Source organism: Kitasatospora sp. NEAU-CNBT7 (assembly GCF_057220535.1).
Map to the genome: position 1 here is coordinate 1 of NZ_JBXQQB010000001.1, position 15204 is coordinate 15204.

Sequence of the window (15204 nt, forward strand, 5' to 3'; positions counted from 1 at the left end):
GTGATGCGTTCGCCGGTGGCGACGACCTCGCCGAAGTCGGCGCCGCCGTAGGCGATGTGGCTCATGGAGCGGAGGGTCTCGTACCAGAACTGGATGTTGTTGGGGAACAGCAGCTGCTTCATGGGGGTCTCCCTGGATCGGTTAAGCACTGATCTGTGCTTGTGGTGGGAACTGTAGACCCTCCGGGCGCGAGAAGCAAACATCTGTGCTTACGATGGGAGGGTGACCACGAAACAACCCACCGAACGCATCCGCAGGAGCCCCGAACAGGTCCGCGCGGCCGTCCACCAGGCCGTCATCGACCTGCTCTCCGAGCCCGACGGGGCCGAACCCACCATCCCGGCCATCGCGCAACGCGCCGGCGTCAACCACACGGTCGTCTACCGGCGTTGGGGCAGCCGGGAGGCCCTGCTCGCCGACGTCGTCACCACCCGCCTCGAGCGCACCTCACCCCTGCTCGACACCGGCAGCCTGCGCGGCGACCTCACCGCCTGGGCCCGGGCCAGCGTCGACAGCATCCGCACCCCCGAGGGCCGCGTCCTCATCCGCGCCGTCGCCCTCTCCATGCCCACCAACCCCGACGCACAGAGCGACCGCGGTGAGCAGTTCCGGCGCCGCGTGCGCTCCATCGAAAGCATCCGCGAGCGGGCCACCGCCCGCGGCGAACACCCCCCGCCCCTGGAGGACATCTTCGACCAGCTCCTCGCCCCGTTCTACGTCCGCGTCATCTTCGGCATCGACCCCCCGGCCACCGGCTACCCCGAAACCCTCGTCAACCGCCTACTCGGCCCCCCGGCCCCACCGGCCACCACCTGACCCGACCCGCCCGTGCGGCTCTGTCTGCGCCGCACGGGGGCAAAAAAAGAAACCCCCACGCAAAAAAAAAAAAACACAAACCAACCCACCCTCTGCCCCTACCCTCTTTTGTGTCTTTGTCTGCGCCGCACGGGCGCAGACAGAGCCGCACCGGCGCAAACAAAAGGACCCCAGGCCAGCCAATGGCTGACCTGGGGTCCGACTGAGCCGCCTGCGGGATTCGAACCCGCGACCTACGCATTACGAGCTCGCCAGGACAGCGCACCACCCTGCATCGGACTGCACCGGATGGCACTACTTCGCAGGTCAGAGGACTGCTAGCTGCACCATGCTGCACTGCTCTGCACTGCACTGTTCTGTCCTGCCGTTCCCCCGGCGTTCCCATTTCGGCCCCTCTCGGACCGCTGAGGGCCGCCGCTCGCGCCCCGACCTGCGCACTCTCCCGCGTCGAGTCGGGAGTCCAACGCAGCGCCCTGCCAGCCGAGGCCGGCTCCGACCCTGCCCGGGGGCCGGGACCATTCCTGCTCTGGCTGACCGACGTCCTTGTTCGGGCCACCTGACTGTTTCTCAGCCGCCCCGATCCCAGAGCAATGGCCGGTGACCTCCCGTCTCCGAGCACGCCGAGAACTCGGCTCCGGCATCGCACGTCGCCAACCATGCCTCACGCAGATCCGCCGTCATTGGACCAGTGACACACTGGACGCATGATCCGAGAACCGGTTGAGATCAACGTCGACGACGCGGGGAACATTCAGATCCCTTTGGGGCTTCTCGCCGAAGCTGGCCTGGATCCTGGGAGCGACCTCGTGGCCTACAGCGACGGCGACGGGCGGATCGTGCTTCGCCGGGCCGAGGATGTTATGGATGATCTGCTGAACGGCCGCTCTCTGTAGTCCAGTGGTCCGCCGCCCTCCAGGAGTCATTGATCGATTTCCGCATCGCGGCGTCGGCGGACAGGCAGCCATGCCGCCGCTCAGCTTCGGTCCCATCTCGATCAGAGCATCGAGTCTGGAAGGCGAAGAGGTATTCGAGGGCTTCGCCAGGCCGGGTCGCCACGATCGCAACGGCATGGCGAGCCTCAACCGTCCGATCAGAGGTAAAGCCCGGCTCTCAGCTCAGTGGACGACGCATTGCCGTCCTGGCCTCCGATCTGAGCAGGCGAACGAGGTGATCGAGCTCCGGCTCCGGGATTGCGTCGACGTCAATGAAGGCCGTCAGACGAAGGAGGCGCATCAGGCTCTCCCGGAGAACGGCGCGCGACGACACGCCGATCTCGTTGGACGTTTGATCGTCTCTGTGGCCTCGGACGACGGCGCGCACCAACGCAGGTGACGCCGCGACCGATCCACGCCGCGCCATGATCTGGTCGAGATCGGCCTCTCCTAGCACGGCGAGCAGCCCGTAGGGCTCAGGCGCTTGGAGTTCGTACAGTACATAGGCCCGCGTCCAAAGGCGCGCCAGAGCATGGCGGGTAAGGTCCAGGCCCTTGAATCGGTCCGCGAGATACCTTCCATCCGCATTGGCCGGCCATCGCCAGACACATACATCGGGAAGAAGCACAAGCGCAAGGAACGCCCACACCTGTCGCTGGGCTGCCTCACCAGGAACCATGAGAGTCTGCTCATGGAGGATCCTGGCAGTCCGCTGATCGAAGGCGTTCCTCTGGGCACTTGAGGGTGGGTTGGGGAAGCCCTGGTCTTCGGCCGCCGACAGGATGGCGTGGCGCAGGTCGTCGAGCTCTTTCCTTGCGACGCGGCGACCACCCGTGGCCGCGAAGACCGATCGAGACGAGTGGTTCGCGACCATCTTCGCGTGTGTACCGGGGGAACGATCGTGCAGTTCTGCGAACAGCTTGTCGGCTTCCCCAGGCAGCAATCGCGGGTAGAGCACACTCATCGGATCGCCTCCCTCGGGAATCCGACGCCGGACTGCACCTGAGCGCGGAACCTCGACGGGTCGCCTCGGCGCTCGTCTCTGAGTCGTTTGATGGCGAGTGCCGGGGTCTCGGTCGGCTGGGCGAGATACGTACGGACCAGGGCCCGGACGAGACCGGCCATCGTCAGGTCACCGTCGATCTCCGCCACACTTTGATCCTCGTCGAATGCCTCGTCGTCCAACGCGCGGCCGACCAGGTCGGTGACGATGTCGATGCCGAGCGCGTCCCAGAGCCTTGCGGCGCCGTCATCCTTCTCTGTTTCCAAAGCCTTTTGGATCATCGGGTTGTCCGTGTTGAGGAGGACCAAGAGGCTTCCCATCGCCGCCTGCTGCCAGTCCCCGCCGTCCATGCTCACGTACCATGCGGCTCCTCGCGGCAGACGGGCCTCAGTGAAGGAGACCGGTGCTGTGGGAAGCAGACCTGCGGCCCCTTCCAGGTGCACTCGAACCTGGTCGTTCCAGAGAATCGAGCCTCCTCGGTGTGGCACGAAAGGCTCGTCCGTGACCGTGGCACCGGCGAGCTCGACGAGGGTCTCGATGGTGAGGTGACCACCCAGATCAGCCCCCCTCACGGTCATCTCCACGACTGTGACGTTCTGCCTCGCGTGTGTGGGCAGTGGGGCTTCGAAGCCGAGATAGCGAATCCGCGACGTCGAGGGCCAGTATCGGACGCACAGCCGCAGAGGCGCATCGTCCGGTAGCCCACAGTCTCGCCGTACACCTTCGAGGTCGAGCTGTACGACCCGGGCGAGCGTGAGGTCCGAGCCGTAGTCCCACGCTGACAGAGCGGCCGGGAGGAGCTCCCCCGTCGCCTCGTCTATACGCCAGTGTTCAGCTTGGACACGGTTGATCGGCCGGCGGTACGGCCACGCCTGGACGCTCATACCTGACCTGTCACGTTGATCTCGAGAACTGCGTCGGGAACCGCGTTGACGATGAGCTCGACTTCGGTCAGGCCGTCGGAGTGGTAGAGAATCTCGCCGGGAACGACGGTCCCGTCAGCGGTTCGCCAGCCGTGGACCGTCGGCTCGGCGGCCCCGGTCGGCGCGGTGCTCTCGACGGCTCCCTCTCCTGTGACGACCCTGACATGCCCCTCGTTTCGACCTGATCCGTGCAGCCGGACTTGCTGGACGAGCACGGGGCGACCGTCGAGGATCTCGTACCGGGGGGTGGAGAGCAATGTCGGCCGCCGGGTCGCGGTCGTGCGCCCGCCTGGGCTTCGGTCCGACTGCTTGAGATCGGAGGAGTGGTCTCCGTCCCCTGCATTCGCGTGAAGCGAACCCCAAGCCGCGCCGCCCGTCCCGGGTACCTCGTGGTGTTCCTCCGCTGCCTCTGCGCTCTGCGGCTGTCCGGTAGTGAATGAAGTCCCAGGCCTGGGGGCCACGTCGATCACGGCCGTGCCGGTACCTCCCGGACCGGCCAGGAGATGCCCGAGCCGCTGCGCGACGGTGCCCACGGAGAAGTCACCGACCTTGAACGCCCGCTTGTTGGTCGCGCCGCTGATGGAATCGCAACGCTCCTTGAGCCGTCGTCCGAGCGTCCGCACGAACGTGGACTCATGCCCCTTCAACTGCTGGTGAGCCCAACCGTCGTGGGTCGGCGGCTCGGAGCGGGCGAACACCTGGTCCAGGTCACCCGCGACCTTGAAGACTCCGGCGTAGCCGACCTGGGGGTTGGGTCTCTCGGGCCCGGGGAAGTACCTGGTAACAAGCTCTGGACCACGGATGAGACACACGTGGTGCGGCGCCCCCTCGATGCCCAGGTCCCTCGCGGCGGGAGACGTCACGGTGGCGCCGTAGGTGTACTCGTAGGCGAAGTCGCCCAACTCCCTCTTCGGCTTCAGGCAACTGAGGATCTCTCCGCGGCCCGCGGTCGTCTTGCGGTAGGCGTCCGCGAAGAAGGCCAGCGCAGCGTCGTTGGTGGGACTCGGCACCTCGATGTCGACTCCGTTCGCGGTGACCGACACGATCATGCGCTCTTCTCTACCCTCGAGCGTGATCGGCCAGAGGTTCCAGCCTGCCGCATCCGCCAGGTAGGTGCCTGCGTCGTTGATGTTCATCTCCTCCGCGACATCCGTGTCCGGAAGAGTGGGGTCGGTCAGATCAGGATCCACGACGACCACGGTCGTTCCCGTGTCGTCAGCGCCGAACCCAGGCAGGCCGAGGCGCCGTGCCGCGTCGTCCGCCTCCGCATCACGCAGAGGCTCGCAGTGCTCCGCCTCGGGGATTCCCCACCAGTGGCGCCCCGTATAGCGGACGTCACCGTCCCAGAAGGACTTGCGGATGGCTACGCCTATGAAGCGTGACCTCACCATGTCGCCTTCATCGCGAAAGCGCGTGTAAACGAACGTGCACCCCGCCTTTGACGTCAGGAAGAAGGCACCCTTGCCATATCCGAAGGTGCCTCCGGACGTGCTTTGCTGGTCTGTACCCTCGCGATCACCACTGTTCAGCACGAAGCGAAGCCATTCACGTCGGCTGCTCTGACCGGCGTCCGAGCGCGTGGGACCGCCCAGCCCCCTGGTTCCACGATCGGAGATAGCCAGGTATCGGATGGAGGATGCCTGTGAAAGCCGTTTGAAAGCGGCGTCGGTGTCTCCGGGCTGCGGCATACCGTTCGCGAACAGTCGCCGCCACTCACTGATGTGCGCGGCTCCGACGCTGCTCAGGTCGAGGCGGAACCGCACGACGGCCCGTTCTCCGCACCGGGCGTCCCACGAATTCTGCGCAGCCTCCCTCACCAGCATGGTCAGACGCGAGAGTTGCGGTCTGCCCAGCTGGCCGAGCAATCCATCCGCCGTGATGCCACCGTCAGCGCGGAAGGGTTGGGAGTACCAGGAGATCGGTTTGATGGAGTTCAAAGGTCGGTCGCCAGTCGGTTGAGAGCGAACACCTGATCCGCCCGGGCGGGAATGTTGTCGAGATCGACGAGGTACTCGACTCCGTGGACACCGAGTGGCACGGCACCACCGTGAAAGCTCGCTGGCACGATTCTCGGAAACGCTTCGTCCACTTCGTACCACCGTTCCTCTGTCGGCTCGAAATGGACGTCGGCTGCGGCGCCGGTCGGCTCGGCGCTCAGTCCCAACGCCGCCAGGCGGGTATCTAGCACGTCCACTGCGTCCGTCTTCGCGCGGCACGACTCGACGAGGTCCAAGACCGATCGGGCGGCAGGTGCGGTCGACTCCGAGAGGCGGAACCACACGAGATCGGCTGTGCCGTCTTCGGGCTCCTCCAGCTGGTCGACTCCGTGGATGCGGACGACCCGGCCCGCGACAGTGGTCGACGCCTTGACCTCGATCGCATGTCGGGTACTGCGGAAGTCCTGCGCACAGCCGGTCGGCCCCTGCCAGGCGGCGACGGCATCAGGCCTGATGCCCAGCAGCTTCTCGAGAACCAAGAGTTCGGCGAAGAGGCCGGCAAGCCGCGGTATCGTCCAGCGCACCACCTCTCCGCCGAACAACAGGCGCCAGGCGTTCAACGTCTGCGCGATGCGGTACGGCGGTGCCTCCAGATCGGAGGCGACTCTCGCACAGACGTCCGCCACCAAGCCGGTGAACACGCCTTGCAAATCCGCGCGCCGACAATGGAGGTCGGCGAAGCGAACAGGCTGGTCGTGAACAAGCAGAACACGGCTGGTCAGGTGGACTCCCGCACTCTTACGGTCGTCGTCCAGCCGGTTTGCCGGTCCGATGGGCACAAGCAGGTGCCTCATGCCGTCGGCGTCACGTCCGAGACGTACGGATCCGTGGGGTGTGGGGATCTCGAGCTCGGCGGTGAGCATGAGTACCGATGGCCCGGAACGAGCCTCCTCGTCGAGCCTCGCCCACAGCCGCTCAAGCAGCCTCCTCAGCCGATCCGAAAGGGCCGATGCATCCATCGACGCGCTCACCCGTTGCCTTCCGCCTCGTTGTCGAGATCCTGGTCCAGCACAGAGAGGTCCTCGACCTCGTCCTCACTCGCCGAGGGGAAGACCTCGCGCAGATCCGCCGCGACGTAGTCGTATTCGACAGCCAGGTCGATTCCACCCTTGCTCGGGCGCGGGAAGACGATCGCGGTGCCCCACACGATCTCGCCGGGGGCATCAAGTGGCGTGCGACCCTCCGGTTTGTACTCCTCACCGTTCTTCGTCCGCACGGGCACCTCGGACTTGGCGTCAATCGGGTAGAGCAGGATGAGGCCCCGCTCGGCCTGCTGCTGCAGCCTGAGCTCCTGAAGTCGGCTGCGGTTCACAGGCCCTTCGCCAGCAGGGATCTTGAGGTCCAATGCCTCGTCACGAGAACCTGTGAGTGTCTTGATGTCGGCGACGTCATCGGCCGCACTCGCCTTGATCCGAGTTCGGACCACCGGTGCGACTGCGGCACCTCCCGGAAGTGACACGGTTCGGTTGGCGGCATTGACGGCGTTGCCCATCACACCGACGTTCCACGAGGTCAGGGCGCCGGACTTATTGCGGCGCCGGATGTACTCCCTCATCAGGTCGGGTGACGCCTCCATCGACTTCGGGTGGAATCGGTAAGAGTCGAGGAAGTCCAGCACCCGCTCGGGTGGAACCTCCCGCCACAGTGCCCGACCGTCCTTGACCCCGCTGTCAGTTCGCCCTTCGGAAGAAGCGGCCTGGAGGAGGTTCATCACCGCCCCTTCGTTGGACGCATGCCAGCCGACGGCCTCGTCGACCGGAGCGCAGGGGAAGTAGCGCGTCTCGATGAGCTGTCCCCCATATGACGCCGCAGTCCGGACGCCGCCGGCTTTCGACGGCGCCGTGACCCTCATCTTCGGGTGACACCTGATGCGTACTGCCAGCTCGAGTGGAGACTTGTGTTCAGTGAGGTAGCGATCGATCTCCTTACGCATCTCCTCCTCGACCGTCGCGAGGTGCATGAACCAACGCCGCGTCTCGTCGGGCATGAAGATCCGGGGCAGATCCTCGTAACCAGGGCGGTAGCCGAACCAACGCCCCATCTGGAGAAGCGTGTCGTACACGTTTGAGGAGCGCACGAAAACACTGACGACCAATCCCTCGAGCGTGAGCCCTCGGGAGAGCGTGTTGCCTCCCACAGCGATCACGTTCACCGGTCCGGAGTCGTAATCGAGACGATCAGTGCTTCGGTAGTGATCCATCACGATCTTCGTCGTCGTGACGACGTCGCTCAGTTCCTGGATCACATCCTCGAAACTCGGACGCGAGACTCCGAACCGAGCCGCGCCGACGCGCACGGATTCGTCGTTCCAGAGTCTCCGGAGCTCCTCGGTCAGCGCGGGGTCATCGCTGGCAAGACCACCGGCCACTTCCCCACGCAAAGCAGTGAGCGGCTCTCTGTAGGAGTCGTGCACGCGCGTGTCGGAGTGCGCGTGGATCAGCATCGATGAGTGTTGATCTCCTTGGCCCCGAAGACGCCGCACTGCTGTGGCCGTCCAGAACCACAGCACGGCCTGGCGCAGCGAGGAGGTGATCACTGGCGCGAAGCTGGCGGCATCCGACTGCTTCTTGGGCCGCAGGTCGTCGAGTTCGTCGTCCGGAATCGTCCTGATCATGTCGAGGCCGCCGGGTACCTCAGAAGGGTCCTCTCCGTCGAGAGGATGCCGACCGAAGAGAGTCTCCGGCCCCTGGTAGGCCTCACCTCGGGGGAGGCTCAGGATGAAGTCTCGGGGGTAGAAGTCCTCGTAGTCGAGCGGATCACTCAGCAGGTTGGCGAAGGGAGTGGCCGTGTAGCCCACATAGCAGGCCTTCGGAAGACGCGTGATCACATCCCTGATCAGTGGATTGATCTTCCTTGTCGCGAGCGTCGCCTGATCTGCCTCATCGTCGATGATCAGAGTCGGACAGTTGCCCAGCTGCTCCTGCGCCTGCTCAAGCCAATCGCGCAACTTTCGAAGAACGAAGGCGTTCTTCTTGACCACAAGGAGAAGTCGCTGATCCTTCGACGCCAAGAACGACTGTGCGTTCGGCGGCGGAACGAAGTCGTGTTCCGGACTGGTGATCTGGTGCCAGAGTGGAGGGTTCAGGTTGACGACGTCGCGAATGAGACGCGCTTGGGTCTGCCGGCGGAGCGAGTTGTGGATCCCGGACAGCACGATGAACATCCGGTAGCCGCGGTCCGCCGCCTTGCAGACGACTCCGGTGAAGTTACTGGTCTTGCCCGACTGTACGTGTCCGACGACGAGACCCCTGGACCGGAAGGTGGGCGTGGCGGGGTGGTCGAGCATCGAGACGACTCGCGTCGACGCCTCATCGAGCTTTCGAACCGCGTCCGCCCCGAGCGCGCGACGCAGCCTCCCTTCGAACGCCGGCCAGTTCTTGTCCTCCGCGCGAGGGCCTGTGTACCAGGGCAGAGCGTTGGAACGCCCCAACCCAAGCGGCTCCTTCAGGCTGACGATCTTGGTCGTCTCCACCTCGTGCCTGCGAAGCAGTTCCTCGATCACCTCGTCCGGGACGAAGAGGTCACGCAGCTCTTGGGTGACCTCGTGAGGAAGTGCCGAATCCAGCCTCGTCTGGAATCGCTTCCACGCCGCTTCGATACGCGGGTCATCCATACTTGCTCCTCACGCCCAGAGTCGGCACACAGGTGCTCGCGGTGTGGCGACTCGACGAAGACTGGCCGTGAGACACGATAGTGAGATCCAGGTACGAACATGCGCGCTTGATCGATAATCAGGCCTACCGTGAACCCGCGTCCGCGGCCAGGGCTGTCGAACGACGTCGGTAGGCCTCGATCACACGCATCGCGGCTTCCTCGATCGCCTCGTGCTCCCAGACACGAAGCACCTCCCACCCGGCCTCGGCGAGAACGCGGTCCGTCTCGGCGTCGCGAGCACGGTTCACCGTCACCTTGTCCGCCCAATACTGTGCGTTCGTCTTCGACTTGGTGTGGTGCTCCGGACAGCCGTGCCAGAAGCAACCGTCGACGAAGACCGCGAGCCGGACGCGAGTGAAGACGAGGTCCGCAGTCCGGCGTACGGCCGGCAGGGGCCGAACCGAGACACGGTATCGAAGTCCCTCCGCATGGACGATGCTCCTCAAGCGAAGCTCGGGCTTCGTGTCCCGGCCCTTGTTGGCCTGCATGCTGCGCCGCACGCCCTCACTCGAGGCCCACGATTCGCCGCGGCCAGCTGGCCTCGAATGGGCTCGTCCAGTCATGAGACTCTCCGACTCCGCTCGGACCGGATGAACTCAGACACCCCATACATGGCGACCCCTCCTCAAGGCAGGTGCTCGCCGATGTGGCGCGCCAGGGCCTCGGCCATCTCTACTGGTACGGCGTTTCCGATCTGACGACCGATCTCGGCCTTAGTGCCACACCACTTGAATGTGTCGGGGAATCCCTGAATCCGAGCGGCCTCATAGTGAGTGATCGCTCGGTGCTCCACCGGGTGGAGGTAGCGGCCCTTCTCTGGCTTCCAGAACTCTGTACGAATGGTGACGGACGGCTTCTCCCACCTCAGCCGCCCCATGACGTCTCCAGCGCCCCCACGGAAACCCCGCCAGCAGGGAGCTTGGAGCGCGAAGGGGAGATCGTGGCGGTTCCCACCCTCGGGGATCGCCCTGAACCTCTTGCGGGAAAGCTCGATGTAGTTTCGGGTGATGTGTAGCTCGCGAGCCGAGTAGGTGCCGGGGGCCACCCCTCCGAATACCTTGAACTCACGACCTTCGGGGAGCTCGACGCAATCCTCCGGGACGGCCGCCTCGATATCCCCGATGGCATCCTTCACGGTTCGCCACCCGGTCTCCGAGACCTGCATTCCAGGAAGAATGATCTGATCCACGTCCTTGCGCGTACCGATTACGATCGTACGCTTACGGAGTTGGGCAGCGCCATAATCCGTCGCGCGCAAAACGGCTGCGTCGATCCGATAATCTTCGAGCCTATTTCCGGGATTCAGCTCCTGCAGAAGTGACTGAAACTGATGGGTCTTGAAGAATCGGTCGACGTTCTCCATCAGAAAGGCCTTCGGCCTAACCTTGACCAGGGTGTCGACGTAGCGCCGCCACAGGTCGTTGCGCTCATCGTCTTCACGCTTCGAGCCAAGGTTAGAGAAGCCCTGGCACGGCGGCCCTCCAGTGATGACGTCAGCCTCGGGCAAGTCCCCTTCGACCCATTCGGCAATATCCCCCTGGAAGACATGATCCTCGCCGAAATTAGCCGCGTACGTGGCCGCAGCAGCCCGATTCAGCTCCACTGCCGCCACAGGCTGGAAGAATCCAGATCTGCGAAATCCCTCAGAAATTCCACCACAGCCGGCAAAGAGATCGATTACACGGTATGGCGCCGCCCCGCTGGCCGAATCCTGCAGTCCCGCCACGCCCGACCGCCCCTCCGATTAGTCACGAACCCGTAGCCGCGTCCGGTCAGCGCCCACGGGCGAATAGCATTCGATAGTATACCCGATCGACGCCGGCTCTTGCCAGTCCATCGCCGATTCGCGCGAACTGGCCGGCCGGGCCGACCAGTTCATCACCGCATACCCTCTCCCGCTTCATGTGATGAACTCGACAAGCGTCCCGTTCTATTCCTCCGTTCGAGCGAGTAGCCGGAATGCCGCCTGTTCCGAGCTCTACGCATGTGAAGATCGGATCACGAAGACAGTCCTGTCACGAAAACAATGCACAGGCATCGCTTAGCGACTCGCGGCTGCAGCGGTCAAGCTGGGCGCGTAGGTCGAAACGCCGACCGCGCGGGAGGCCTTCGATAAGTCAAGCCGATCTCAGCAATTTTCATTCAGACTTGTCGGATCTACTGGCATTTCCTCCGCCAGCACCGGGCCAGCAAGGCCGCCAAAGCGCGTGAGCGGGACCTTGGACATAATACGAATTCCACGCCACTCGGCGACCAAAATTCCGAGGGCCGGACAGGCGTTGCCGGCGCAATTAATGAGCTCTTTCAGCGCGGGACTCGAGAGGATGACCTACGCCCTCGGTTGACGGATCTGAGGCCAGCGCAATCGGAGCCCGCAGCCCGGCACGCCGCTCCATCCCCCTCACCCAATCGGTGGGCGGACTGAAAGGGCTCATTGTCTAAGAGGAGTCCGCTGCCAGCACAACGCCCGGTCAGCGAGCGCCAGCTTCCCGGCGATCCCCAGCCCGGAGATGGCGGCCAGCGGGTCACCCGACGAGGCAGCCGCCCTCCGTGAGACCTGCGATGAGACAGGCTCGCGTGGAGGCCATCAAGCTTCACGGCGGGCGGGTCAACTGGAAGACCTGGCGGCCCACATCGTGCAGGGCTTGCGAGTCATGAACGGCATCGCCAAGGTGGCAGACATCGATGGACCGGACCAGCTGACGGGGGTTGCACACCCAGTCGATGTAGCACAGTTGAGCGCCGGACGGACTATACGGACCAATGCTGGCGTATCGAGTCAGCGAGTCCCGCCAGGGCCTGGAGTTCGCGCACGCGGCAGCCGCACTGCCCAGCGACGCCTGCTGCACTGCTCAAATCAACGCTGGTTCGCGATCCGACGCCGTCGAGCAAATCTGTCACGGTGGTCGGCGCTCGATGCACAGGGCGTCAGCTGCAGGTGCATCGATATCTCGGGCTACGCATCCCGGCCGCCGTTCCCATTTCGTTCCCATTGGGCCGAGCCAGATGTCTGGTCTAGCCCACCCGGGCGAGCCAAAAAGGCGAAAGCCCAGGTCAGAAGCTATCCGACCTGAGCTAGGTGGAGCCGCCTGCGGGATTCGAACCCGCGACCTACGCATTACGAGTGCGTTGCTCTGGCCAACTGAGCTAAGGCGGCACCGCTGCCGGCTTGTCCCCGGCCCCGGAGGGCTGAGCATCGCACCAACAACGCGGGTCAGTCTACACAGTTTCGGACCGTGCTCCGCACCGCCCCCGGCGGAGGTCCGCAGCTCCGGCCACCTCCTGGGGCGGCCCGGGGCATCCCGGCCGCGTCAGGCGGAGGAGACCGCCAGCTTGGCCGCGAAGCCGGCGAACAGGACCGCGACGCCTCCGGTCAGTCCGGCGGACAGCCGCTTGCGGCGGCGGAAGGCGGTGGCCAGTGCCGTTCCGGCGAAGATCAGCATGGAGAGGTAGAGCACGCTGAAGGCCTGCAGGATCCCGCCCAGCAGGGCGAAGGAGAACACCGGCTGACCGTAGGCCGGGTCGACGAACTGGGTGAAGAAGGAGAGCAGGAAGAGGATGGCCTTCGGGTTGAGCAGGCTGATCACCAGCGCCCGCCGGAACGGCCGCTCGGAGCTCTCGCCCTCGGCCGTCCCCGCCGCCGTCCCCGACGCCCCCGCCACCGTCTCCGCGGTCCCGCTCGCGCCCGCGCCCGCGCCGACCGCCGCCGCGCGCCGCTCGCGCCACAGCTCCCGGGCGGCCCTGAGCATGCCGAAGCCGATCCACAGCAGGTAGGCGGCGCCGCCGAACTTCACCACCGCGAACACCGCGGGGTTGGCCTTGAGCAGCGAGGAGGCACCCAGCGAGGTGAGGCTGATCAGCGTGAAGTCGCCGACGAAGACGCCGGCCGCGGCCCGGTAGCCGGTGCGGACGCCCCGGCGGGCGGCCACCGAGAGGACGTACAGCGAGTTGGGGCCCGGCAGCAGGACGATGACCAGGGCCCCGAGGACGTACGTCGTGAGGTCGTTGACTCCGAGCACGGATGCGCTCCTACAGGCAGGCACGGAACAGGGGGGCGCACCATGCTAACCAGAAGGACCGTCGTGCTGGAACGGTCCTGACAAAGCGCCCCGGCACAACACGCCCCCACAGCTGCAGTCGCACCTCACGCGCCGCAGCGGGTCCCGTTCGCCGGGGCGTCACCGCCCAGCAGGTAGCGGTTGACCGCGGTGTCGATGCACTCGCTGCGCCGCCCGTACGCGGTGTGGCCGTCACCTTCGTAGGTCAGCAGCCGGCCCGACTCGAGCTGCCCGGCCAGCGACTGGGCCCAGGCGTACGGCGTCGCCGGGTCGCGGGTGGTGCCGACCACCACGATCGGGACCGACCCGGCCGCGCGGACCGTGTGGGCGGCGCCGGTCGCCTTGACCGGCCAGTAGGTGCAGCCCAGCGCCATCCAGGCCATGTCCTGGCCGAACTGCGGCGCCGCCTTCTCGAACTCGGGGAGCGCCGCACGGACCGCGTCCGGCCCGGTGAAGGCGGGCGGCAGGTCGACGCAGTTGACCGCCATGTTGGCGAACATCAGGTTGGGGTAGCTGCCGTCCGGCGCCCGCTCGTAGTAGTCGTCGGAGAGGTCGAGCAGTGCGCTGCCGTCGCCGGCCTTGGCGTCACTGATCGCGCTGCGCAGCTTCGGCCAGAGGAACTCCGCGTACATCGCCTGGATGGTGCCGGTGGTGGCGAGCGACTCGGTGAGGGTGCGGCCGGATTCGGTCGGCAGCGGGTGGCCGTCGATCTGCCGGAACAGCTCGGTCAGCTGCCGCCCGGCCTCCTGCTCGTCGCTGCCCAGCGGGCAGTCGTCCCGCTTGACGCAGTCCTTGGCGAACGCCGTCCAGGCGGTCTCGAAACCGGCCGCCTGGCCCTTGTTGCCGCCGGTGGAGTCCAGCGACGGGTCCATCGCGCCGTCCAGCACCATCCGCCCCACCCTGCTCGGGTAGAGCCCGGCGTAGGTGGCACCGAGGAAGGTGCCGTAGGACTTGCCGAGGTAGTTCAGCCGCCCGTCGCCGAGCAGGGCGCGCAGCACGTCCATGTCCCGGGCCGCCTCCACGGTGCTGACGTGGCCGAGCAGTGCCCCGGAGTGGTCCTGGCAGCCCTTCGCGAACTCCTTGTCGGCGGCGACCAAGGCGTCGGTCTCGGCCTGGTCGTCGGGGGTCAGGTCGACGGCGGTGAAGGCGTCCATCCGGGCGCCGTCGAGGCAGCGGACCGGGCTGGAGCGGCCGACGCCGCGCGGGTCGAGGCCGACCAGGTCGTACTTGGCCCGCACCCCCGGGTCGAAGGTGCGGGCGGTGCCCTCCAGGTACTCGACGGCGGAGCCGCCCGGCCCGCCCGGGTTGAGCAGCAGGGAGCCGAGCCGGTCGGCGCCGCCGGTGCTGCGCTTGCGGGCAGCGGTGAGGGTGAGGTCGCCGGCGGCCGGGTCGGCGTAGTCGACCGGGACCTTGAAGGTGGTGCACTCGAAGTCGCCGTCGCAGCTCTGCCAGCCGAGCTGCTGCGCGTAGTACGTGGCCAGCGCGGGCGGGATCTCGGTGGGCAGCGGTTCGAGCGGGGTCACGGCGGGTGCCGCGGCGGCCACCGGGCCGTGGCTGTCCGAGGAGGAGTTGGAACCGCTCACCGGCCCGCCGGCCGGGCCGGAGGTGCAGCCGGCCGCCAGCAGCAGGCTCACGGTGGCGGCCACGGGAGCGAACCGTCGCAGGGGCCGGGCAGCACGCATGGTGTTTTCTCTCTCCCTCGGACGCGTACGCGGGTGCGGACGCAGGGGCGGGCTCGGAGGCGGGCACGGGAGGCGAGCGGCGCCCGGTCCTGCCCCGGCGCCGCCGCCGGCCTCGTGGCCGGGCCAGCCTGCCGCTCGC

Annotated in this window: 11 protein-coding genes and 1 tRNA gene; 2 read left to right on the forward strand and 10 right to left on the reverse strand. The window is 66.2% G+C overall.

What is annotated here, in order from left to right; genetic code table 11:
* Positions 1-222: 222 nt before the first annotated feature.
* Together AC2TEW_RS00005 and AC2TEW_RS00010 are read left to right on the forward strand one after the other, a co-directional pair.
* A complete protein-coding gene (locus AC2TEW_RS00005) occupies positions 223-816 on the forward strand; it encodes a TetR/AcrR family transcriptional regulator (RefSeq protein ID WP_484621174.1) in 594 nt (197 codons plus the stop codon).
* Positions 817-1520: 704 nt separating this feature from the next.
* A complete protein-coding gene (locus tag AC2TEW_RS00010; protein ID WP_484621175.1) occupies positions 1521-1709 on the forward strand; it encodes a hypothetical protein in 189 nt (62 codons plus the stop codon).
* Between the two features lie 217 nt (positions 1710-1926).
* On the opposite strand, the gene AC2TEW_RS00015 is transcribed toward AC2TEW_RS00010, so the two are convergent.
* From AC2TEW_RS00015 to AC2TEW_RS00060, 10 genes are all read right to left on the reverse strand, one after another.
* On the reverse strand, positions 1927-2712 hold the full coding sequence (locus AC2TEW_RS00015) for a DUF6339 family protein (protein WP_484621176.1): 786 nt from the start codon (positions 2710-2712) through the stop codon (positions 1927-1929).
* Complete coding sequence (locus AC2TEW_RS00020; RefSeq protein WP_484621177.1) at positions 2709-3635, reverse strand: hypothetical protein; 927 nt, start codon at positions 3633-3635, stop codon at positions 2709-2711. Before AC2TEW_RS00020 ends, AC2TEW_RS00015 begins: the two co-directional genes overlap by 4 nt.
* Positions 3632-5497, reverse strand: a complete 1866-nt coding sequence (locus AC2TEW_RS00025) for a hypothetical protein (protein ID WP_484621178.1) — start codon at positions 5495-5497, stop codon at positions 3632-3634. Before AC2TEW_RS00025 ends, AC2TEW_RS00020 begins: the two co-directional genes overlap by 4 nt.
* Before the next feature lie 110 nt (positions 5498-5607).
* A complete protein-coding gene (locus AC2TEW_RS00030) occupies positions 5608-6642 on the reverse strand; it encodes a PD-(D/E)XK motif protein (RefSeq protein ID WP_484621179.1) in 1035 nt (344 codons plus the stop codon).
* Entirely contained in the window at positions 6639-9284 is a 2646-nt protein-coding gene (locus tag AC2TEW_RS00035) for a Z1 domain-containing protein (protein ID WP_484621180.1), read from the reverse strand. The genes AC2TEW_RS00030 and AC2TEW_RS00035 overlap by 4 nt, the downstream gene beginning before the upstream one ends.
* 124 nt (positions 9285-9408) lie before the next feature.
* The gene (locus AC2TEW_RS00040; RefSeq protein ID WP_484621181.1) at positions 9409-9813 is read right to left on the reverse strand and encodes a very short patch repair endonuclease; all 405 of its coding nucleotides are present in this window, start codon (positions 9811-9813) and stop codon (positions 9409-9411) included.
* Between the two features lie 137 nt (positions 9814-9950).
* On the reverse strand, positions 9951-11051 hold the full coding sequence (locus AC2TEW_RS00045) for a DNA cytosine methyltransferase (protein WP_484621182.1): 1101 nt from the start codon (positions 11049-11051) through the stop codon (positions 9951-9953).
* 1354 nt (positions 11052-12405) lie between these two features.
* Positions 12406-12482: transfer RNA gene (locus tag AC2TEW_RS00050), tRNA-Thr, on the reverse strand.
* Positions 12483-12636: 154 nt separating this feature from the next.
* Complete coding sequence (leuE, locus tag AC2TEW_RS00055; RefSeq protein WP_484621183.1) at positions 12637-13344, reverse strand: leucine efflux protein LeuE; 708 nt, start codon at positions 13342-13344, stop codon at positions 12637-12639.
* Positions 13345-13469: 125 nt separating this feature from the next.
* The gene (locus AC2TEW_RS00060) at positions 13470-15065 is read right to left on the reverse strand and encodes an alpha/beta hydrolase (RefSeq protein ID WP_484621184.1); all 1596 of its coding nucleotides are present in this window, start codon (positions 15063-15065) and stop codon (positions 13470-13472) included.
* Positions 15066-15204 lie beyond the last annotated feature (139 nt).

What these genes read in the sequence shown, in the direction of transcription:
- AC2TEW_RS00010 (WP_484621175.1), top strand. Translation starts at nt 1,521, where the DNA reads ATGATCCGAGAACCGGTTGAGATCAACGTCGACGACGCGGGGAACATT.
- AC2TEW_RS00015 (WP_484621176.1), bottom strand. Translation starts at nt 2,712, where the DNA reads ATGAGTGTGCTCTACCCGCGATTGCTGCCTGGGGAAGCCGACAAGCTG.
- AC2TEW_RS00020 (WP_484621177.1), bottom strand. Translation starts at nt 3,635, where the DNA reads ATGAGCGTCCAGGCGTGGCCGTACCGCCGGCCGATCAACCGTGTCCAA.
- AC2TEW_RS00025 (WP_484621178.1), bottom strand. Translation starts at nt 5,497, where the DNA reads ATGCTGGTGAGGGAGGCTGCGCAGAATTCGTGGGACGCCCGGTGCGGA.
- AC2TEW_RS00035 (WP_484621180.1), bottom strand. Translation starts at nt 9,284, where the DNA reads ATGGATGACCCGCGTATCGAAGCGGCGTGGAAGCGATTCCAGACGAGG.
- AC2TEW_RS00040 (WP_484621181.1), bottom strand. Translation starts at nt 9,813, where the DNA reads ATGCAGGCCAACAAGGGCCGGGACACGAAGCCCGAGCTTCGCTTGAGG.
- AC2TEW_RS00060 (WP_484621184.1), bottom strand. Translation starts at nt 15,065, where the DNA reads ATGCGTGCTGCCCGGCCCCTGCGACGGTTCGCTCCCGTGGCCGCCACC.